Below are 21,168 nucleotides of genomic sequence, written 5' to 3'. Positions count from 1 at the left end.
AATCATGAGCAACGACAGAGTGGCGCCAAACCTGTGACGTTTGACTGCCCTCTATCGTAACAGATGTAATTAAATGTTGCTAGCTAGTAAATGTACCAGATAAACGCTGCCAATGCTGGTCCTCTTGCGCGGTAAAGGCATGCTTTGGATCGAGTGCAAAATAGGGTCGATAAGCTTCCATGACTTGTTCAGTCTGTGACTCGATTAAACCGGCCAGTACGATTCGACCTTTTGGTGCAATCAGGGTTGAGAAATAAGGGGCCAAACTAATCAATGGTTTGGCCAAAATATTGGCGACAATCACTTCTACAGGCAAAACATCATGTTGTGAGCAGTAATCTGTGAACTCTTCAGGCAAGAACGCTTGCAGACGGTCACCGACATGATTACGCTCGGCATTTTGATTGGTTGCGAGTACAGCTTGTGGATCGATATCGACTGCATACACTTGGCGTGCACCTAATAATAGAGCGGCGATACCCAAGATGCCTGAGCCGCAGCCATAGTCGATGACCACTTTATCTGTCAGGTCTTGCTCTGTTAACCAGTCAAGACAAAGACGAGTCGTGGCATGATAGCCAGTACCGAAAGCTAAGCCTGGATCCATAATGATATTGGTCGCCTCTGGATTGGGCGGTGTGAGCCAGTCTGGCACAATCCACAAGTCATTAGCGCATTCGATAGGATGGTAGTTACTCATCCATTCGCGCTCCCAATCCTTGTCATCAACAGCCGTTAGCCAGATATGAGTAGCCTGTACTTGTGCGGCAATTTCATGACTCAGCTGCTCAACTGCTTGACGGCTACCATCATCAGTGGTGGCATCAAATAGCCCTGTCAGTATGACTTCATCCCATAGCGGTGACTCACCGGGAAGTGGTTCAAACAAAGGCTGATCACCTGCATCATCTAAGGCAATAGATAGTGCGCCAGCTTCTAATAAAAGCGCTTCAGCCAAATCGACGTTTGATTTTTCACATTGTAAATGCAGTTGTTGCCATGCCATAACGATAACCCTAAGCTAAAAAAAATAAATGTATGTTTTGGATAAATGATAACTGTAGTGAGCGGTTATTAGCGTAAAGCTCGTCTTGCTTCACTAACGATGCGTGAGTTACCTTGAGCTTGCCCTGATTGTAAAATGATTTGCCACAGCGCTCGTCTGCGACTGGCATTTTTAGAAACACTAAGGCCACGACGTGCCATCGCTTCTGCCTTACGAGGTTGGTTCTTTTTCAATGCCACTTGCGCCAGATAAAAATATACGGCAGACGATTTGGGTGCCAAGCGCTGTGCACGGGTAAAGCTATTTTCAGCATTCGTTAATTGTCCTGATTTCAGTTGATTAACGCCTACCTGCATCAAGTTACGAAATGCAGGCAAGTTACTGTTATTACTTGCTGATTGTTGAGAGCGTTGCTGTGAGTTTTTTCTTGCCTGCTCTAGTAGATCATTGTGTGACGGTGCTGAGGGCTCAGAGATGATATAGTCATTGCGCGATGGTATGGCAATACCCAGATTAGGCTCTGTCACCACTGGAGTAGGCGGCTCAAATACAGGCGTTTCTTGTGTCAATGGGTTCGGCGACTCGAGCTTTTCGGGTGGAGTATAAGGCTCAATAGGGTATTCGTTCTCATCATCTGCTTCAACGATGGGTGCCTGAGTCACAGTGGTGGTCGATGTCACTGGCGGCTGTGATGATGGGGTTGTTTGAATAGGTGTTGTTTTCATCGCAGCTGAGCTATCTGGCGCAGTCTGGCATGCGCTGAGACTTAGCATACTACAAACAATGCCACCTACAACTAGGGTATTCACTGACGCAAATTTTTTCTGCCGCCAAGACAATGTTTGTGTCACAGAGGCAGACTGCTGTAGAAATGAGACCATATTGAGACCTTTTTTAAATATCAGACGCTACATATTAAAAACAATGTTAAAACCATTCAATAGCACGGTCATACCATGTGTCAGCACGATTTTGACCTTCATTACTTTGTCCATTACTGTCTTCTGAATCACCAGCATCAACCGCTTCACCGTTTGGGATATCTAAACCTTCGCGACGACGTTGCTCATTGATCGCGCTCTGCTGATTTTGGAATTGAGATTGCTCGCGAGCACGGTCTTGTTGATACAAGCTAAGCGCGCAGCTACTGGCTTCCTCTGGTAAATGTGCTGACATGACAGGTAAGTAGCGAGCATTGGCACAACGTTCGTTAGACAGCTTGCCTGAGTTGTTCTCGAGCCACAACCATTCGATACCTTCTGGCTCTGGTAGCGCTACTGGAGTGAGTTTGAGGCGTTTCATATAATCGACCCAAACCGGTAGAGCACCAGTACCACCACTCAAGCCAATGGGCTTGTTGTCATCACGACCAACCCAAACAACACTGACGTAGTTGCCACTGTAGCCTGCAAACCAAGCATCACGGTAGTCGTTTGTCGTGCCCGTTTTGCCGGCGAGATTCAGATTGCTGCCAAGTGATTGAGCCCGTCTGGCGCTACCGTTTGACACCACTTGTTGTAGCGCATAGTTGGTCAAAAAGTTGGTCTCAGGTGGAATACTGCGCTGAGTATTGAGTCCGGTACGCTGCAAAATACGACCGCGATCATCAATAACCGTGCGAATACTATGAATAGGTGTGCGGAAACCGCCAGTCGCAAAGACTTGGTAAATACCTAACATGTCCATCGGGCTCAGATTGACAGACCCTAATAGCGCCGATGGGTATGCTGGTATTTCTTCTTTAACCCCCATGCGTTTTAGCTGTTTGGCAAAAGTATCAACCCCAAATTCCATACCTAAGCGTACCGCCGCTTGGTTATAAGATTGCGACAGTCCTGTGGTCAGTGGTACATAGCCATGATCACGGTTGTCATAATTCTTAGGACTCCAATCGGTACCATCATTCAGATTGACTGTGATAGGTGAGTCATCCACCGAGCTTGCTAAGTTATAACGACCACTCTCAAGCGCGGTCATATAAATGATTGGCTTCAATAAAGAGCCGACTTGACGCTTGGCATCGACGGCGCGGTTAAAGCCCGTGAACTCACTGCCACTACCAACGACAGAGACCAATTCGCCAGTCTCAGGATTGGCACTGACGAGCGCGCCTTGTAAGTCTTTAGTCTTGCTACCTCTACGGCGCAGCTCGCCCAGTTTTCTATCAACTGCCTTATCTGCTGCCAACTGAGCAATAGGGTCTAGGGTACTAATGATGATTAGACCTTCATTTTTGAGATCATCAGAGTAATAGACATCATTGAGCTCACGTTTGACGATGTCCAAGAAATCAGGGAACTGGCTCTTGCCCTCAGCAGGCTTGTCCACGATACCGAGCGGCTGTTTTAAGGCTTTGTCATAGTCCTCTTGACTTAGCGTGCCCATTGCGAACATGTTACCAAGCACCACGTCACGACGAGCTTTTGAATCATTTGGATTACGACGTGGGTTGTAAATACTTGGGCCTTTTGCCATACCAACTAGCATGGCTTGCTGATCTATACGCAGCTCGTTAAGTGGTTTATCAAAATAGAACTGTGAGGCCAAACCAAAACCATTGATAGAGCGATTGCCGTTTTGACCCAGATAAATTTCGTTCAAATAAGTCTGTAAAATTTCATCTTTACTATAATGCAGCTCAAGCAGTACCGCCATCAACGCCTCATTGGCTTTGCGTTTTAGGGTGCGATCAGAGTTGAGGTAAAAGTTTTTGATCAGCTGCTGGGTGATGGTCGAGCCACCTTGCCTAGCACCACCAGTAAAGTTATTGATTACGGCACGGGCGATACCGCGTATCGAGACGCCTTTATGCTCATAAAACGCGCGATCCTCGGTGGCAATCAATGCATCAATCAGTGGCTGAGGCACGTCATCTAAAGAGACAACCATTCGATCTTCGTTACTGTCTGGATAGATACCACCGATACTCACTGGCTCTAGACGAATGATGCCACTTTTGGCAGGTAAGGTGCTTTGAATAGAGTCAACTTTATTGCCAGCAAGGGTCATTTTGATGACTTGCTCAGCATCTATATCGCTTGAGCTATAGGTAAAGCCGCGCGTATGGATAAAATAAGTATTACCCGATCTATGATAAGTGCCAGTACGATCATAAGACTTGTTGCTTTGATAATTAAGCAACTCTAGCCACGTTTTCATCGTATCTCTATCGATATTGGCACCCTGATATAGCTCAAGTGGCTGTGAGTACACTTTAGCTGGAATGTCCCAGCGCTTGCCTTCAAACTTATGGGTAATGGTGCGATCAAGCTTGACCAAATACAGTGCAAATAGCACCATGCCAGCGATGATAGTAATTAAGAGAAGACTACTAAATACCAAGCCGCGCTGCTGTGAAGGTAAGGCATTCATAGCAGGCTTAGATGATGGTGATAGCTTGGTATTTGGTAACTTAAAATTGGATTTTTGCACGGATGTCGCACCATTTTTGGATAAAAAACTGCCTCATAATGACGCAAATTGACAAATTTTTCAATCTATCATCGTTAGCGAGGACATTCATTGGTATTAGACCATAAGCATTGGTACTGCCTAGGGTGATTGCTTGTAGTATAATCTCTACTAAAATACTGATACTTGTAATCAAGTATCAGCATCTTTCAATTGGGCTAATAAACGCCATGTAAGATAACAATCTATGATAAGTACCATGATGTATTTTGTATGAATCCGCCGTTGCTAGTTATTTGCTATTAGTCATTTGTTATCAATATTGTACTACTAACAATAGTGATATTCATGCGATGAAAAGTGGCTCTGTTGCACGACGTACAGTACAGTCAATCAGAGCAAGTTTGCCTTAAACGAATGCATTTTGAGCAAGCCTGTCAAAGGAAGTAAGCGCGACTATGTCTAGTATCCCATCATCAGTATCATCTGCTACCAATCATCCTTATAAAGACAACTCCATCACTGATGGCTTGGTGCTACCCCTTGCTGATCACTGCTTCCATTGCGGTGATCCAGTGCCCAAGCCGCCGTTTCATACTGAGATTCTAGGCAAGTCGCGTGAGATGTGTTGTATGGGCTGTCAGTTAGCAGCTCAGAGCATCGTAGAGGCTGGTCTTGAGCAATATTATCTTGACCGTTCGGAGATTAACCGTACAGCAAGCTTACCGACCCAGCTGACGCGTCTTGAGGTATATGATCATGACGAGATAAAGTCGCAGTTCGTATATGCGCAAGATGGGCTGTCGGTGGCGGAGCTGTCTGTTAATAATTTGCGCTGTGCGGCCTGTACATGGTTGATTGAGTCGCGTCTCGATGAGCTAGAAGGCATTAGTAAGTGTCAGGTGAATTTGACCAACCAGCGTATGCGGGTCATTTGGAATGAAGATAAGTTACCGATTAGCCGCATTTTAGCGGTCATCAATGAGATTGGCTATGATGCCAAGCCTTATCGGCAAGATACCCATGAAGCCATGCTGGCGCGTCATAACAACCAAATGCTATTGCGTCTTGGTATCGCGGCACTCGGTTCAATGCAGGCAATGATGTATGCCGTTGCGCTTTATTTTGGTGAATATAGCGACATGTTGATATTTCAGCGTGACTTTTTGCGTTGGGTGTCTTTATTTGTTAGTACGCCTGTTTTCTTTTATGCCGGTATTCCTTTCTTTACCTCCGCATGGTCAGCGATTCGTGCGCGCCAGGTCAATATGGATGTGCCTGTTAGCCTTGCTTTGATTATCACCTTCTTTGCCAGTTTATATGCCACCATTACTGGGCAAGGGGAGACATACTATGACTCCGTCAGTATGTTTATTTTCTTTTTGCTGGCAGGACGCTATATCGAACATAATGCCCGTCTAAAAGCTGCGACCATGGCCAATGATCTGGTCGTAGTAGAGCCAGTATTGGTACAAAAAGTGGCTGAAGACAAATCAGCAGCAGAGCGTATTTTACAACTGCTGAAAGAAAATGACTCTCAACAAGGTGACGCCATCGAAAATGAGGCAAAAAAGGCATCAGATGCGACGACAGAAATGATGCCTAACTTTATGAAGGGTGTTGATGCCAATGTTCATCAGCTCACATCGGGTATTGCTCAAGATTGGCAGCAGTCACGTCATCAACAAAATGCGTTATCACAGGTAGAGGAAAATATAGCATCAAAGCAGATGGTGACGGCTCATAGCTTGCAAGTGGGTGACATTATTTTGGTTGAAGCGGGTTCTGAGATTATCAGTGACGGTATTTTGTTAAGTCCTACTGCAACAGTCTCGCAAAGCCTACTGACAGGCGAAGGTGATTTAATCATTAAGTCCCAAGGCGATTATATTGTCGGCGGTGCGCAAAACGATAGCCAGCCGTTTGAGATGTTGGTGACGGCATTACCAAAAGACAGTCAAATAGGGCTGATTGATAGACTGATGAACCGCGCCATGAGCGAAAAGCCTAAACTTGCACAACAAGCAGATAAACTGGCACGTTGGTTTGTGGCGCGTATCTTAGTGCTATCAGTTTTAGTGTTTGTTGGCTGGTACATTGTCGATCCAAGCCAAGCTATTTGGGCAACAGTCGCCGTATTGGTTGCCACTTGTCCTTGCGCCTTGTCATTGGCGACGCCGATTGCCTTGACTGTTTCAACCAATCGTTTAGCCAGCTATGGTTTTTTGACGACGCGCGGGCATACGCTGCAAACATTGGCTGAAATTACACATGTTGCTTTTGATAAAACAGGTACGCTTACTTATGGGAAGCCAAATTTATTAAATATTGAGGTAATCGAGCCAGTAAACCAGACTGATTCTGATAACTCAGCATCAACAGCACAAAAAGATAAACTATTGGCAATCGCAGCTGCCCTAGAGGTAGGGAGTCGTCATCCGATTGCACACGCGCTGCTTACCGCTGCCTATCAGTTACATCTGCCATCGACGCAGGCCATGCAGCATTATCCCGCAGGCGGGGTAGAAGCCATGATTGATGGCATGGTATATCGCATTGGTCATGTGAATTTTGCGTTAGATAAAACCAGTGGCAGTACCAATGAGGTCAATACAAACAATGATTTGAACATTGACTTGGCGGCGCAGCGTGCCAGCTCAGTGGTTGTCTTATCGAGCCAGAAACCTGATACAAATGACTGGCAAGCGCTGGCGTGCTTTTATTTTAATGACAAGGTACGTGATAGTACCCAATCGATGCTCGATACGCTCAAAGGTCTAGGCATTGAGTCTGTGATGTTGACGGGGGACCCAAGCCCGCAAGCGCTCGTGATGGCTGAGAATTTAGGGATACAGTCAGCTTATCATGGTCTATCACCGACTGATAAAGTCAATCATATTCAGCAGTTGCAATCTAAAGGCGCTGTCGTACTGATGGTGGGTGATGGCATCAATGATGCACCAGTGTTAGCAGCGGCTGATGTGTCCACCTCGATTGCTGGTGCCGCAGATTTGGCACAAGTATCTAGCGACAGTATTATTTTGAATGGACAGATCGAAGCCATCACTGCTGCCAAACGTATCTCTGATAAAACCGAACGTATTATTAAGCAAAACTTCCGCTGGGCTTTGGCTTATAATAGTATCGTGCTGATACCAGCGGCTTTAGGGTATGTACCACCTTGGCTTGCTGCCATCGGCATGTCACTTAGCTCATTGTTTGTGGTGTTAAACGCGCTACGCCTAAAGCGAGCTTAGTTGAACTATAGCTCTCAGAGTTTGCCCATAAAAAAACCGCCTGCAACTATCAATAGCTCAGGCGGTTTTTTTTATACAGATTTACTATCGAATTATTTGATTAGTCTTGAAGATAGCTGAGCAGACGCATAAATTCGATATACATCCAGACTAGCGTGGCAAGAATACCAATGCTGAACAACCATTCGTAGTCTTCTGAGATACCCATAGCAACACCGCGATCGATATTGTCAAAATCTAATAATAGCGTAAAAGAGGCAATAACAATCACAAACAAGCTAAAGCCGATAGCGATAGCACCACCTTCAAACAAGAATGGCAAGGTTGAGCCAAATACTAAAGACAGTACCCACTGTGCTACATAAACAAGCATGATAGCGATAACGGCTGAGGTCACGATAGAACGAAACTTTTCAGTAACCTTTACCAAACCTGAGCGATACAGTCCTAGCATGACTGCTGCTGTGACGAAGGTCGCACACATTGCCGTGACTGGGACGGTTGGATACATTCTCATGAAAAATAATGAGATACCGCCCAAAAAGATACCTTCTAGCAAAGCATAAGGCACCGCCAACGTTTTTGCTTTTTGTGGTTTAAAGGTAATAAAAAGAGCAAGAACAAACGCAGCAATCATGCTACCAAAGGCTGCCATGGTAATAAAACCTTGCGATAAACCTGCCATAAGCGCATAAAAGAAAAAGCCCACACCAGTAATAGCTGATAACCCAAGTAACAGGCTGGTCTTTTGAATAACGCCTTTGACCGTCATTGGATTACCGCCGATCGCAAGTTCTGCGCGACTGACAATAGGATTGGCCATACATAAGTCCTTAATAATAAAATATAAAAATAGAGATGCTGCTACTTTAGCAAAACCGCCGTTATTGTCAACTGTGTTTGCGTGACAGCCGTTACAGCTCAACCTAGTAGTCTCAAAACCTAAGCAGACAAGCAAGCATGAGTAAGGCATCTGATATATTTTATATGGGGCCAGTTACGACAGTTAACAACGATAATTCATAAACATGCTAGTCTAAGCGCGCATTTATCGCTATTATTACCCTGTACTTCACCGTTATACCGAGTCGTTTTATGGAAAACTCAGCGCAGTCAGCAAGATTGCCACACTTACACGAGTCAGAGCTGTTCCACGCTATCAAAAATCCTGCTTTTAGGCGTATTGGTTTGATGGGCCGTGCTGGTAAACGCAGCGTCACGCGAAGTCTGGTACAGATTGCTCAAACCATCAATGAGATGAACTTGACGTTGATCATGGATGTACAAACAGCCAACTTACCAACGCTTAACCTCACAGAAGTAGAAAGAGTCAAAATCGTTAAGCGTGGCTTGATTGGTGAGATTTGCGATTTGGTCATCGTTGTTGGTGGTGATGGGTCGATATTGCATGCTGCTGAAGCATTGGCACGCTACCGTGTCCCAGTATTAGGGGTTAACCGTGGTCGTTTGGGGTTTTTGGCAGATGTAAAGCCCAACGAAGCGGCTTTTAAATTACGCCAAGTATTGATGGGCGATTATCAGCTGGATCATCGGTTTTTATTGACGATGGAGATACGAGAAGGGCGTAAAATCATTCATGAAGACATGGCGCTGAACGACATCGTATTGCACGCTGGTAAATCGGTACATATGATCGACTTTCAAATGAAGATTGATGGACATGATGTTTACAGACAGCATAGTGATGGCCTGATAGCAGCGACACCGACTGGTTCAACCGCTTATGCTCTATCTGGTGGTGGCCCCATCATTCATCCAAGTATGGATGCCATCTGTCTGGTGCCCATGCATCCGCATACGTTATCTAGTCGCCCGATTGTTGTCAGTGGTAATAGTGAGGTCTGTATTCGTATTCATGAAGACAATCGTACGCAGCCGATGGTCAGCGCAGATGGCAAACCAAGCGTACCGCTTGAGCAAGAACAGCGCTTATATATTCGTAAGCATCCTGATAAGCTCACTTTACTGCATCCGCCTGGATTTGACTTTTATGAAGCCTGTCGTACCAAGCTGCACTGGAACGTACATGCCGAAGAATTCAGTCTGGATGTCGATGATGATATTATAGATGATGAATGAGCGTATCTATTAGAGCATGTTTTCAAATCGTCCAATAGCCATCAAAAAATATGATGAAAAAATAGTAGTGGAGAGTAGGCAAGATGGATAAACAAACAATATTAGCCAGTCTAACACCGGAAGTGGTTGATAAATTCCGCATGGCGATTGAGTTAGGTAAGTGGCCTGATGGTCGTAAAATTACCGCTGAGCAGCGAGAAACTTGCATGCAAGCGGTGATGATATGGGAGCACGAGCACCTACCACTTGCCGAGCGTACGGGTTATATCCACAAACCAGTAAAAGAGGACGGTTCTATCGTGGGCGCTGAGTGTGATGTCGAGCATGAGCATCACTATCCTAATATGCCGAACCCTAAAGGGGCGGTACAACCTGTGAAGTTTCGTAATAAATAAGACTATAAACAGTCAATAAAAAAGCCACGCTCATGAGCGTGGCTTTTTTTACTTTATTAATTATTCAATCACGACACATATTTAAATTGCAGTTGTGTCGACACTAGGACGAACCGTTAGCGGATTTTTTTGCATTAAAAATCCTTGCCAGCCCCAATGCAAAAAGTTGCGAATATTAGCATGGTCAGTACCGTTAGGCGTTGCTTGCACTTTGGCATAATGTTCGCCGAATAGTTTTAGCGTGTCCAGTTGATTCAAACCGTGATGCTTAGCGAATCCAAAAATCTTTGCACTGCCTTCGTTTTCGCCCGCTGCATTATGGACCATACCGTTGACAAACGGGGCAGGCGAATAGCGATAAAAATCATCGATAAAGCTGATAACATCATTGAATCCAATGGCTTTTTTATTCAAACCATTAAGTAGAGCCGATACATCTGATTGGCGGATACTCATAAATAAATGACCTCAGAGCAGTTTAAAAAATAAAAAATATAATGCTTATGTATGCTCATTAGTCGTTGAGCATTAAGTATTATAAATTAGCGATTGAAGTAGTCTTCGTCATCGAACGACGGCGAAAAATTGCCTTGCTCAAGATGTTGCATGTGCGACTGTACAGAGCGCTCATGCTGGATACGTTGATAAATCTCTTCGCGATGTACGGCAATATCTTTAGGTGCATTCACACCGATACGTACTTGATTGCCCTTGACGCCCAATACCGTCACACTGACTTCATCGCCGATCATTAGCGTTTCGCCCACACGGCGTGTCAAAATTAACATGCGTCACACTCCTTATGTCGCATCAACAGATTATTACTCATCAGATTACTTCTCAATTGCAGAACATCACCGCAGCACTCAGTAAGTAATATATCAATAATTACCATACTCGACATTGTGCAAACCACGGCAATGATAGGTAGATTCATTTAGCCCAAATGAAAGCCCATTATAGGTGGCATAACAGATACTGTCACGGTTTTTCACAAAACTATTAGGTAAATGCTCATTTCAACTATGCTAAAAAATAAAATAGGATCTAAAAAGATCCTATTTTATTTAAGTACTGTTTTTATTTGGAGGCTATTTGTTTAAACGAAACGCTATTTATTTACATACGATGCGAAGTTTTCAATAGCGGTTAATAGATAACCATCAATGCTAAAGCTGTATTTTAACAGTTTTTTGGCATTATAGCCCAGCGATTTTGCTCTCGCCGTCTTCACGGTCAAGACCAAAGGCAGTGTGCAGTGATTTGACCGCTTTTTCTAAGTGTTGGTCTTGAATCAAAACAGATACTTTGATCTCGCTGGTCGATATCATTTGGATATTGATATTGTTCTCAGCCAATGTTTGGAACATGAGGCTGGCAACTCCTGCGTGTGAGCGCATACCAACACCAACTAGTGAGACTTTGACCACTTCGCTGTTGCCTGATATTTCTTTGGCACCAATCTCGTCTTTGACTTCTTCATTAAGCACTTTTAGCGTCTTGTCCAAGTCAGTACGATTGACCGTGAATGTAAAGTCAGTGGTACCATTATCCGAGAGGTTTTGGACAATCATATCGATTTCGATATTGGCACGACCAATTGGGCTTAAGATAGCAGAGGCGATACCAGGATGATCGGGTACACCGCGTACTAAGATTTTTGCTTCGTCTCGGTTGAATGCGATACCTGAGATGATTGCCTGTTCCATATTGTCTCCTTCGTCTATCGTAATTAGGGTGCCCACGTTGTTTTGAAACTCTTGGTCAAAGCTACCGTCAGTGTTTTCATCAAAGCTAGATAGGACGCGCAGTGGTACGCCGTATTTGCCAGCGAATTCTACTGAGCGAATCTGTAGGATTTTGGAGCCAAGACTTGCCATCTCAAGCATTTCTTCAAAGGTGATTTTTTCAAGCTTTTTGGCTTTTGAGGTTACGCGAGGGTCAGTGGTATAAACGCCATCGACATCAGTATAAATTTGACATTCATCAGCACCCAAAGCCGCTGCAATCGCAACGCCTGTCGTATCAGAACCGCCGCGACCCAATGTGGTTGCATTGCCTTCTTCATCAATACCTTGAAAGCCTGCCACAATGACGATATTGCCGGCATCTAGCTGCTCGCGTATGTTTTTATCATCGATGCTTTCGATACGGGCTTTATTATGGGCGTTATCGGTTTTGATCGCGACTTGACGACCAGTCATTGAACGCGCACCAATACCAAGCTCTTTTATCGCCATCGCGAGTAGCGAGATAGAAACCTGCTCACCGGTTGAGACCATCTGGTCGTATTCACGTGGGTCAGGGTTGTTACTGATTTGGCGTGCTAGATCAATCAAACGGTTGGTTTCGCCGCTCATGGCTGAGACCACGACCACGACTTGATGACCATTGTCATGCCAGCGTTTGACGCGTTTGGCGACGTTTTTGATGCGGTCGATACTGCCCATCGAGGTGCCGCCGTATTTCTGTACTATTAACGCCATAAAAATCTACCTATTATTCATTAATGACCTTTTATTCTCATGGATCAGTCTCAATGCGACACGTGTCCATGCGTGTATAGATAAAGCCAGATTGTAAGAGTTATGCCCTATATGTGTCATTCGTTTATTGGTACTGCATCAACTGTCATGAATGAGCAATATTGTCAAACGTTGACCTTTATACCATATCTACTGCATAACTTTAAGTATCAGTACCGCTTAGATGTATGGCGATTGGTTATAGTTGCTATAACCAATCACGTATCTTATACCCAGTAAACCAAAGTAAGGCGCTGAGTTACTGGGCTTTTTATGATTAGCTAAGCTGGTTTTCAATCCAAGCAGGCAGGGCATTGATGACCGCAGTACTGTTGTCGGACTTCGGCGCGCCGCCCTGTGCGTAGTCAGGTTTACCGCCACCTTTACCACCAAGCTCACTGGCTAAATGACGAATGATATCACCCGCTTTGATTTTAGCAGTAACAGATTTTGCGACACTCGCGGCTAGTGCTAATTGGTCATCTTTATCACCAATCAATACAATCACACTATCAGGCAGTTTTGATTTGATATCATCCATCAGCGTACGGATGGATTTACCATCGATACCGTTTAAGGTGCTGAGAAGTACGGGCGTATCTGCAATAGTCTGCACATTATCGAGTAAGTTGGCTGCTTGAGCGCTGGCGATTTTTTGCTCTAAGCGCTCAAGCTGTTTTTCAAGCTCACGTTGCTTATCTGCCATGGTGCGCACACGCTGGGCAACTTCAGGACGTTTTACTTTAAGCTGGCTTGCCAACTCGCTTAGTTGCTGCTCGCTTTGCTGAATGTTTTTGACCGCGTTCATGCCCGTGACGGCTTCAATACGGCGAATCCCCGCAGCGATACCTGACTCGCTGGTGATTTTTAGCATACCGATATCGCCAGTACGCTGTACATGTAAACCGCCGCAAAGCTCGATAGAGAAAGGCTTGCGCTGACCATCGACGATACGATCTGTACCCATGGTTAGTACGCGAACGTCAGTGCCGTACTTTTCGCCAAATAATGCCATCGCGCCTTGATTCATGGCTTCATCGATCGACATGTGTTCAATACGAGCAGGAGTGTTGGCTTGTATTTGCTCATTAACGAGACGCTCTACTCGCATGATTTCAGCAGCGCTGACAGGCTTATCATAAGCAAAGTCAAAACGTAAGACGTCGCTTGAGACTAATGAGCCTTTCTGCGTGACGGTATCACCCAAGACTTCTCTTAGTGCTGCATGTAATAGGTGAGTGGCAGAGTGGTTTTTGGTACTGGCTGCACGAATGCTTGAAAGCACGTGGGCATCCGCCGTTTGCTTGGGTTTGATATCACCCATGGTCACCACACCATAATGAATGATGGCTTGACCAGATTTTTTGGTATCTTGTACTTCAAAGACACCTGATTCGGTACGGATTTCACCAAGCTCACCCACTTGACCGCCGCCTTCAGCATAAAATGGCGTACGATCCAATACCACCACGCCTTCTGTGCCTTCCGTTAGGCTATCTGCTGGGTTGCCAGCTTGATAAAGCGCATCAATCGTTACGCCGTCTTCTTCAAGTTGCTCATAACCAACAAAGACGGTTGGCGTCTCGACTTGGATGACGCTGCTGTAATCGACATCGAACTTACCTGCATCACGAGCACGTTCACGTTGTGCTTGCATATGCTCATCAAACTCCGCTTCATCAATAGCAATACCGCGCTCACGCGTGATATCCGCGGTCAAATCGATCGGGAAGCCATAGGTGTCGTAGAGTTTAAAGGCCGCTTCGCCAGATAGCGTATCGCCATCTTTTAGACCTTCAAGCTCGCTGGCAAGCAAACGCAGACCTTGTGCCAATGTTTTGGCAAACTGCGCTTCTTCTTTTTGAATCGCATTTTCGATCACGTTTTGTTTTTCTACTAGCTCTGGATAAGCACTGCCCATTTCAGCCACGAGCGGTGCGACCATTTTATAGAAAAACTCACTATCAGCGCCAAGCTTGTTGCCATGACGTACCGCACGGCGAATGATACGGCGCAATACATAGCCACGACCTTCGTTGCTCGGTGTGACGCCATCAGCAATCAAAAAGGCCACAGCACGGATATGGTCAGCGATGACTTTTAGTGAAGACTGCTGTTCATTGTCAATCTCTAAGATCTCAGCTGCCGCATCCATTAAATGGGTAAACAGGTCGATCTCATAGTTACCATGGACGCCTTGCATGATAGCACTAATACGCTCAAGCCCCATGCCAGTATCGACACTTGGCGCAGGTAGCGGCAATAACGTGCCGTCTTTTTGGCGATTGAACTGCATAAAGACGCAGTTCCAAATCTCGATGTAGCGATCGCCATCTTCTTCTGGCGTACCGGGCAAGCCGCCTTCGATCTCAGCGCCATGGTCATAAAACACTTCGGTGCAAGGGCCACAAGGACCGGTGTCGCCCATGGTCCAAAAATTGTCTGAGGCGTACGGTGCCCCTTTGTTATCACCGATACGAATGATGCGCTCACTTGGCAGACCAATGGTTTTGTGCCAAATATCAAAGGCTTCGTCATCAGTCTCATAAATGGTGACATACAGACGATCTTTATCAATCGCGAGCCACTGATCTGAGGTCAAAAACTCCCAGATATACTCGATACCTGCTTGCTTGAAGTAATCGCCAAACGAGAAATTACCAAGCATCTCAAAAAACGTATGATGGCGGGCAGTGTAGCCAACATTGTCCAAGTCATTGTGCTTACCACCAGCGCGGACACATTTCTGCGAGGTCACAGCACGTGTATAGTCACGTGGCTCCATGCCCAAAAAGGTTTCTTTAAACTGATTCATACCGGCATTGGTGAATAACAATGTTGGATCATTATGCGGAATCAAGCTAGACGATGAAACTTGGGTGTGCTGCTTGCTTATAAAAAAATCGATAAAGGCTTGGCGAATATCGGCTGTTTGAGATGGCTGGCTCACAGCGGCTCCTTACTGACGGATAGAATTGAGTAAATGACATAAAATAATTTTGCAAGCGATTTTAGCACAAACGCCTAAGCTCTTGGTACAAGAGTTACAACTGCTCGTTATAGTCCATTCATGATTTGCCGCTCATATAGGGTGCATCATGGTGAATTGGTCAAAATTACCGCATCAGTCTCATCAAGCTTGTCTTTGATCAATGGATCAGACTCAATGACCTGCACTGGCAAGTAGCGCAATTGCAATTTAATAGGCAAGTATTTGGGGAAGTTTTCTGCCATATCTTTGGTAATCACATCCTCGATCTGCTGTACATCTTGTGAATTTGGACTGGTCTCACCGCGTACCACGGCACGAATGATTTGAAACGCATTATTCTTATCAAATTGTATGTTGGTCAGTACGTTACCTTGATCGATAAAATGTTCATTAATTGCTTCTTTGACATTGTTTTCAAAGGTCTGCTGCTTGGCATTGCTATTGAGGTTTAGAGTAAGATAAATGCCCAAGCCGACCAGTAACAATAGTGTGACGGCATTTCGACGGAAAAATATCAAATAGGTGCCCGATTCATAATCATCATCGACCAAGCGCCTGAAGCCTAAAAACCACAGTACCATGGCATTAGTAAACTGAATGGCAATGATGTTGGTCAGGGCCAATAAGGCAGCACCTAGCCCCATCTGTATCTCGCCATTGGCAAATAAAATGCCACTGGCCGCGAGTGGCGGCACCAAGGCGGTGGCCACAGCAACCCCAACAACGGCGACGGACAGGTGCGGAGACACCATCGCATATGCACCAGCCGTACCGCCAGCCAGTGCAATCATCAAGTCCATAGACGTGGGCTGGGTACGAGACAAAATCTCATTGGTCAGCGGTTGACCTTGATGCAATAGACCCACCACAAAGCCGACCAATATCACCAAAAATACCCCCGCTAACACGGTGAGCAACGACTTACGCAACAGTGGCATACGGTAGTCAATAATCGCTAGGGCGACACCTGTAATCGGACCGAGCATCATGGCGACCAACATCGCGCCAATAACCACTGCGGCTGAATTGGTCACCAAGCCATAACTGGCAATAATGGCTGATAGCGTGTTCATTACAAAGTACATTTTACTTGGTAGGGCGTTGGCCTCGATCGTGACACGGACTTCAGGATAGTCTATCTTTTGATCGCTAAACTGCTCGGCCACGAATTGCTTGTAGGATTCTAGCTTGGCTTCTTTTTCATCTTTGATCTTTTCTTCTTCTGACTGTTGCTTGTCGTCATCACTCTCCACATTTTCACCACTAGTGTTTGTCGTTGTAGACTCTGTGGTTAGATGATCATCGACGTCAGCAACGGCAGGATCATTTTCATGGATACTATGATCGATCGAAATGGGTTCGACAGGTTGGCTAACATGATTATTGGGCGCTTCGGAAGTGTCTGAATCTTCTTGTGTTTGAAGAAAAGCCTCAGACGCTGTCTCTGATGCGTGAGCGGCTGTGTCTGCGTTTGGGCTGGATAATTCAGATTGATCTGAGTCATCATCAGCCGCGTCTAGCGTGGCAATGACGACATCAGGCTCTGGTGAGGTCATGACGATTTTTGTTTCAGAGAGCGACTCCTCTTCACTGTTTTCGGTTGCATACTCCTGTTCAGTGGTCTGTTCTGGTTCATGAGCATCATCAATCTTTCTCTCAGATGTCTCTTTTGTCATATCAGATGAAATCTGAGAAGCGGTGTCTGGTTTTTTCTGTTGTGACGTATTATCAGAAGCGGTCATAGCAATTGGGCTTTATTAGTCAGATGAAATAAAACCATTATTGTAATGAAAAATAAAGGATAAGCTGTCTTTTTTTTGTGCAAAAGCAAAGTGCTAGACATGACATTGGGCAAAATAGAAAGAGGTATCGTAGTAAGGGTATGATCGAGGGGCTGAATGTAAAGTGGAATCGGAGTAAAAATTTATAGGAAATGAGTATTAATGAAGATAGCGAAATATGAGTGAGAAATACCCTTATGTTAACATGGGTTTTAGAATAAGTCAGCCAAAATGTATGAGGCTGGCGTCTATATTAAATACTTACCTTTAGTAGGGATATGGCGTATAAAGTAACTATACCCACACATAAAGTAAGGATTAAGTCATGAACTGGCCATTATTTGCTGTCATTTACATCATAGCAGGCACTGTCACCACAGGGATTGTCATCATCGGTACGCTCATTATGGGTTTCGATGAGATCGCGCATATGCAAATAGCGGTCGCAGTGGGTGCAGCGGCGTCTATTCCCATCACCATGTTCTTTGCCAAAAAAATCGGTAGCATTACTGGTAACGAAGATGGTCATAAAGTATAACGGATGATCAGATTTTGGCTTGATGCTCAGATGATGTTGGTTCTAATAGTAAAAACGCTAAAGCGTCGCCAAACGTAAAAAAGACCTCAATAGTGAGGTCTTTTTTGGTAGTAAGTGCTGACTTGGTAATAAATGCTGATAGCGATCTAGGTTAGAGCGTTATTTAAGCTCAACGGTTGCGCCATTTTCGATATTGGCATAAACCTCAAGCACATCCCAGTTGGTCAAGCGGATACAGCCATGTGAGGCTTGGCGACTGATACCTTCAGGTTTTGGTGAGCCATGTAGGCCATATGACGGTTTAGATAAGCCCATCCATACCACACCGACTGGATTGTTTGGTCCTGGTGGCAACATATGGACTTTTTTCTGAGCGCCTTCACCGACTGTGGCTTTATACCATGGCATTTTGACTTTATTGACAATCTTATAAGTACCATGTGGTGACGGCGTGTCATTACTACCAACGGTCGTTGGGTAAGTCGCTACCAGTTGGTTGCCATCATAAGCATATAACGTTTTATCAGCTTTGTTAGCGACCACGCGGTTGATTCGTTTGTTTAACGCACCACGAGTATTGAGCACTGTGATGGTCTCACCAGCTTTGTATTCTTTGTTCTTATTGAGTTTATCCAAGTAGCGCACATCCATATGGAAGCGTTCACCAAGCATCTCTTTGATGTCTTGATAATACAGTCCTTTCATTTTTGACTTGGCTTCTGCACTAGCAGGCGTGGTGGCAAAGTTGGTATTAATATCATCATCAGTCAAGGTATAAGTCACAAGCACAGGTTTGGTTGCAGGAATGTTCTTAACCAAGGCATCCCACGTTTTTTGATCCATTCTACCTGTGGTTGGCAAGCCTTTCATCGCTTGGAAGTTAGTAAGGGCTTTTTTGCTGTTCATACCCCAGCCACCGTCTATAGGACCAGGAGAGGCATGGTTCCAATCGAGCAACGCTTGCATTTTGATCGTCATTGCTGAGTTGACTTTCATGTTAGGCGACCAGACAGCGTTATTGACTTGTTGTGCGTAATTTGACAAGTTTAATGTGGTATATCTCTTACCATCTTTATCTTCGATATTTTTGATGGTTGGATCATCACTGAAGTCTTGACGCTTTTCACTCTCCGGTAACTCAAAGGCGAGTGGATCAGATGAGTCGATAGAGGAGACATCGCTGGGTGCAGCGACCGCTTGGCCTTCGCTGATATCATCAGTGCTATCTGACTGCTCATCTTTACGCGTCAACTCAGCAGCGCTCATGTTGTCAGCAGCGGGTGCTGGCGTGCTATTTTGATCGTCTTGCTTAGTGTTGATCAGCTGGTTCATGCTATCAACGGGTTTTGCGTTCTCTGTATTTAACTGTACAGTAGCAGCACCATCTGAGCGACTACGATTTTCTTGCACATTGAGGCTCACCTTTTGAGCAAGGCCTGGCATGGCGTTTGCCGTTCGTACTGGCAATGTGCGAGTATTATCGGCAGTGGCGGCAAGTGCGCCAACGCTGGCACTCATGGCAGCGATAGATATAGCAGTAATAATAGGCTTTATTTTCATCATATTGAATCACTTGTGGTTGCTACTAATGCGGCTATTATGCGCATAATTTGGTTGCTTCGCAAACTTTTGGTCTATCTTTTTGCATTTAGAGTGGGTTAAACGTCAACTGCTGACGTATTCGCTACAGTTGAGTAATATTTTAGCCAAAATGTGTACGGCGACAGGCAGGCTGCTTACGCAAACTCCTCATTATTTTCACTATTTTTTGTTTTAGTAAAAATGACAGTGATTGGCGCTATTTGGCGTTTACGTCTATAATGTATGATTAATTTTTTCATTAATAGATCGATTGTTAGCAACAAGCCATTTAACCTGCTAATAGTTAATCCATAAGGTGCCATATGTCAGAAGACCAAACAATGAGTGCAGAAGAGTTTCAAAACCAATACTTCAGTGATGATGAGTCTAAGGGCTTAGAAGGTGAGATGGAGTATGATCTAGAAACTGGACTTCTTGGTGAGGATGGCGAACTTGCTAACTTACATGCCGAGTTAGAAGAAGCACGCGAGCAGCTAGTGAGTATTCGCGACTTTATTCGTTTTTCCGTCACACAATTGCGTAACTATGATGTGGTTGTCGCGCAAGGCACGACCGATGAGTTTGCAGAAGCCTCAGCCATTGTGTTGCATTCGTTGTCTTTAGATTGGTCAGCCAATGAGCAGATTTTAGACTGTCGTTTGACCACGTCAGAGAAGCAGGCAGTGCTAGGACTATTAGAAGAGCGCATCGCTGAACGTAAGCCGCTGAGCTATCTGATTAACTTGTCGTATTTCTGTGATTTGCCTTTTTATGTGGATGAGCGCGTGCTTATCCCGCGCTCGCCAATCGCAGAGTTGATTCGTCAGCAGTTCCATCCTTATTTTGAAGTTACTGAACTCGCCAAACCACTGGGTGTTAGCCCGAATGAAAAGTCAGCAGTATTTTATGATCATGGCTTGGATGTGAAGCAGTTGTCGCAGCCTGAGCGTATCTTAGACTTGTGTACTGGCTCTGGTTGTATCGCAATCGCGCTTGCTACCCGTTTCGTTGATGCGTTGGTTGATGCTGTCGATATCGATAAAGGCGCGCTGGACGTGGCAATGGTCAATGTCGATCATCATGACCTTGGCCATCAAGTGAACGTAATCGAGTCTGATTTGTTTGCCAAGATACCTGCTGAGAACCAGTATGAGCTTATCGTCACCAATCCACCGTATGTCGATGCGGCTATCATGGCAGATTTGCCACCTGAGTTTTTATATGAGCCTGAGCATGCATTAGCCGCGGGTCAAGACGGCTTGGATTTGGTACATCGTATTTTATTTGAAGCGTCAGATTACCTGAGCCCAGATGGTTTGCTGGTCTGTGAAGTGGGCGACAGCGAATGGGCATTAAAACAAGCCTATCCTGATATTCAGTTTGATTGGTTGAAGTTTGCACATGGCGGACATGGGGTTTTTGCGATTACTTATGATGAATTGGTAGCCAATCGTCAACTGTTTGCCGCTTATGTGCAACTATTAGATAGCATGCAATAGTTGAGTGTGAGTCACAAAATCGAGCATATAAAAACTGATCAGCGATAATCATAAAAGGTTGGTCGAACAACCATCAGTCGCGT

General features: G+C 45.0%; 14 protein-coding genes and 1 pseudogene. 5 read left to right on the top strand and 10 right to left on the bottom strand.

The genetic code is table 11. From position 1 onward, the window contains the following. Window positions 1-79: 79 nt before the first annotated feature. The 3 genes from prmA to mrcB form a co-directional block, all read right to left on the bottom strand. Complete coding sequence (gene prmA, locus GYK50_RS08660) at window positions 80-1,006, bottom strand: 50S ribosomal protein L11 methyltransferase (protein ID WP_212563694.1); 927 nt, start codon at window positions 1,004-1,006, stop codon at window positions 80-82. 68 nt (window positions 1,007-1,074) lie between these two features. After that, complete coding sequence (locus tag GYK50_RS08655; RefSeq protein WP_212563693.1) at window positions 1,075-1,887, bottom strand: tetratricopeptide repeat protein; 813 nt, start codon at window positions 1,885-1,887, stop codon at window positions 1,075-1,077. Between the two features lie 46 nt (window positions 1,888-1,933). After that, complete coding sequence (gene mrcB / locus GYK50_RS08650; RefSeq protein ID WP_414706355.1) at window positions 1,934-4,438, bottom strand: penicillin-binding protein 1B; 2,505 nt, start codon at window positions 4,436-4,438, stop codon at window positions 1,934-1,936. A gap of 437 nt (window positions 4,439-4,875) precedes the next feature. Here mrcB and GYK50_RS08645 point away from each other — a divergent pair, with 437 nt between their 5' ends. Then, window positions 4,876-7,674: a heavy metal translocating P-type ATPase gene (locus tag GYK50_RS08645; RefSeq protein WP_212563692.1), complete on the top strand. Its 2,799-nt coding sequence runs from the start codon at window positions 4,876-4,878 to the stop codon at window positions 7,672-7,674. A gap of 100 nt (window positions 7,675-7,774) precedes the next feature. On the opposite strand, the gene GYK50_RS08640 is transcribed toward GYK50_RS08645, so the two are convergent. Then, window positions 7,775-8,497, bottom strand: coding sequence for a Bax inhibitor-1/YccA family protein (locus GYK50_RS08640; RefSeq protein WP_071003531.1), 723 nt, complete (start codon window positions 8,495-8,497; stop codon window positions 7,775-7,777). Window positions 8,498-8,769: 272 nt separating this feature from the next. Here GYK50_RS08640 and GYK50_RS08635 point away from each other — a divergent pair, with 272 nt between their 5' ends. Further along, a complete protein-coding gene (locus GYK50_RS08635) occupies window positions 8,770-9,774 on the top strand; it encodes an NAD(+) kinase (protein WP_071003532.1) in 1,005 nt (334 codons plus the stop codon). A gap of 83 nt (window positions 9,775-9,857) precedes the next feature. Then, window positions 9,858-10,169 carry a YeaC family protein gene (locus GYK50_RS08630; RefSeq protein ID WP_071003533.1) on the top strand — a complete coding sequence of 104 codons (312 nt, stop codon included), beginning with the start codon at window positions 9,858-9,860 and terminating at the stop codon, window positions 10,167-10,169. Window positions 10,170-10,250: 81 nt separating this feature from the next. On the opposite strand, the gene GYK50_RS08625 is transcribed toward GYK50_RS08630, so the two are convergent. The 5 genes and pseudogenes from GYK50_RS08625 to GYK50_RS08605 all read right to left on the bottom strand — a co-directional run bounded on the left by GYK50_RS08625 (window position 10,251) and on the right by GYK50_RS08605 (window position 17,428). After that, a complete protein-coding gene (locus GYK50_RS08625) occupies window positions 10,251-10,625 on the bottom strand; it encodes a HopJ type III effector protein (RefSeq protein WP_058024168.1) in 375 nt (124 codons plus the stop codon). A gap of 164 nt (window positions 10,626-10,789) precedes the next feature. After that, window positions 10,790-10,957 (bottom strand): annotated as a pseudogene (gene csrA, locus GYK50_RS08620) (carbon storage regulator CsrA); the annotation flags it as partial. Window positions 10,958-11,368: 411 nt separating this feature from the next. Further along, window positions 11,369-12,655: an aspartate kinase gene (locus GYK50_RS08615; RefSeq protein WP_058024167.1), complete on the bottom strand. Its 1,287-nt coding sequence runs from the start codon at window positions 12,653-12,655 to the stop codon at window positions 11,369-11,371. A gap of 316 nt (window positions 12,656-12,971) precedes the next feature. Beyond that, complete coding sequence (alaS, locus tag GYK50_RS08610) at window positions 12,972-15,644, bottom strand: alanine--tRNA ligase (RefSeq protein WP_212563691.1); 2,673 nt, start codon at window positions 15,642-15,644, stop codon at window positions 12,972-12,974. A 146-nt stretch (window positions 15,645-15,790) separates the two neighbouring features. Continuing rightward, window positions 15,791-17,428 (bottom strand): DUF389 domain-containing protein, encoded by a 1,638-nt coding sequence (locus GYK50_RS08605; RefSeq protein WP_420070451.1) that lies wholly within the window; start codon window positions 17,426-17,428, stop codon window positions 15,791-15,793. 364 nt (window positions 17,429-17,792) lie between these two features. On the opposite strand from GYK50_RS08605, the gene GYK50_RS08600 reads away from it, so the two are divergent. Continuing rightward, entirely contained in the window at window positions 17,793-18,005 is a 213-nt protein-coding gene (locus tag GYK50_RS08600; RefSeq protein ID WP_058024164.1) for a hypothetical protein, read from the top strand. 159 nt (window positions 18,006-18,164) lie between these two features. Here GYK50_RS08600 and GYK50_RS08595 read toward each other — a convergent pair whose 3' ends face one another. Continuing rightward, window positions 18,165-19,568 (bottom strand): L,D-transpeptidase family protein, encoded by a 1,404-nt coding sequence (locus GYK50_RS08595; RefSeq protein ID WP_212563690.1) that lies wholly within the window; start codon window positions 19,566-19,568, stop codon window positions 18,165-18,167. A 341-nt stretch (window positions 19,569-19,909) separates the two neighbouring features. On the opposite strand from GYK50_RS08595, the gene prmB reads away from it, so the two are divergent. Further along, window positions 19,910-21,085 carry a 50S ribosomal protein L3 N(5)-glutamine methyltransferase gene (gene prmB, locus GYK50_RS08590; RefSeq protein ID WP_212563689.1) on the top strand — a complete coding sequence of 392 codons (1,176 nt, stop codon included), beginning with the start codon at window positions 19,910-19,912 and terminating at the stop codon, window positions 21,083-21,085. Window positions 21,086-21,168: the final 83 nt, after the last annotated feature.

It is taken from the genome of Psychrobacter pacificensis (genome assembly GCF_018336615.1).
Taxonomy (GTDB): domain Bacteria; phylum Pseudomonadota; class Gammaproteobacteria; order Pseudomonadales; family Moraxellaceae; genus Psychrobacter; species Psychrobacter pacificensis.
The sequence above is the reverse complement of the archived record's forward strand: the minus strand, read 5'-3'. Positions and strand labels throughout refer to the sequence as shown.

Bases quoted from the DNA above. Each gene is read 5' to 3' on its own strand.
- prmA (WP_212563694.1), bottom strand. From the start codon at position 1,006: ATGGCATGGCAACAACTGCATTTACAATGTGAAAAATCAAACGTCGAT.
- GYK50_RS08655 (WP_212563693.1), bottom strand. From the start codon at position 1,887: ATGGTCTCATTTCTACAGCAGTCTGCCTCTGTGACACAAACATTGTCT.
- GYK50_RS08645 (WP_212563692.1), top strand. From the start codon at position 4,876: ATGTCTAGTATCCCATCATCAGTATCATCTGCTACCAATCATCCTTAT.
- GYK50_RS08640 (WP_071003531.1), bottom strand. From the start codon at position 8,497: ATGGCCAATCCTATTGTCAGTCGCGCAGAACTTGCGATCGGCGGTAAT.
- GYK50_RS08635 (WP_071003532.1), top strand. From the start codon at position 8,770: ATGGAAAACTCAGCGCAGTCAGCAAGATTGCCACACTTACACGAGTCA.
- GYK50_RS08630 (WP_071003533.1), top strand. From the start codon at position 9,858: ATGGATAAACAAACAATATTAGCCAGTCTAACACCGGAAGTGGTTGAT.
- GYK50_RS08625 (WP_058024168.1), bottom strand. From the start codon at position 10,625: ATGAGTATCCGCCAATCAGATGTATCGGCTCTACTTAATGGTTTGAAT.
- GYK50_RS08615 (WP_058024167.1), bottom strand. From the start codon at position 12,655: ATGGCGTTAATAGTACAGAAATACGGCGGCACCTCGATGGGCAGTATC.
- GYK50_RS08605 (WP_420070451.1), bottom strand. From the start codon at position 17,428: ATGACCGCTTCTGATAATACGTCACAACAGAAAAAACCAGACACCGCT.
- GYK50_RS08600 (WP_058024164.1), top strand. From the start codon at position 17,793: ATGAACTGGCCATTATTTGCTGTCATTTACATCATAGCAGGCACTGTC.
- GYK50_RS08595 (WP_212563690.1), bottom strand. From the start codon at position 19,568: ATGATGAAAATAAAGCCTATTATTACTGCTATATCTATCGCTGCCATG.
- prmB (WP_212563689.1), top strand. From the start codon at position 19,910: ATGTCAGAAGACCAAACAATGAGTGCAGAAGAGTTTCAAAACCAATAC.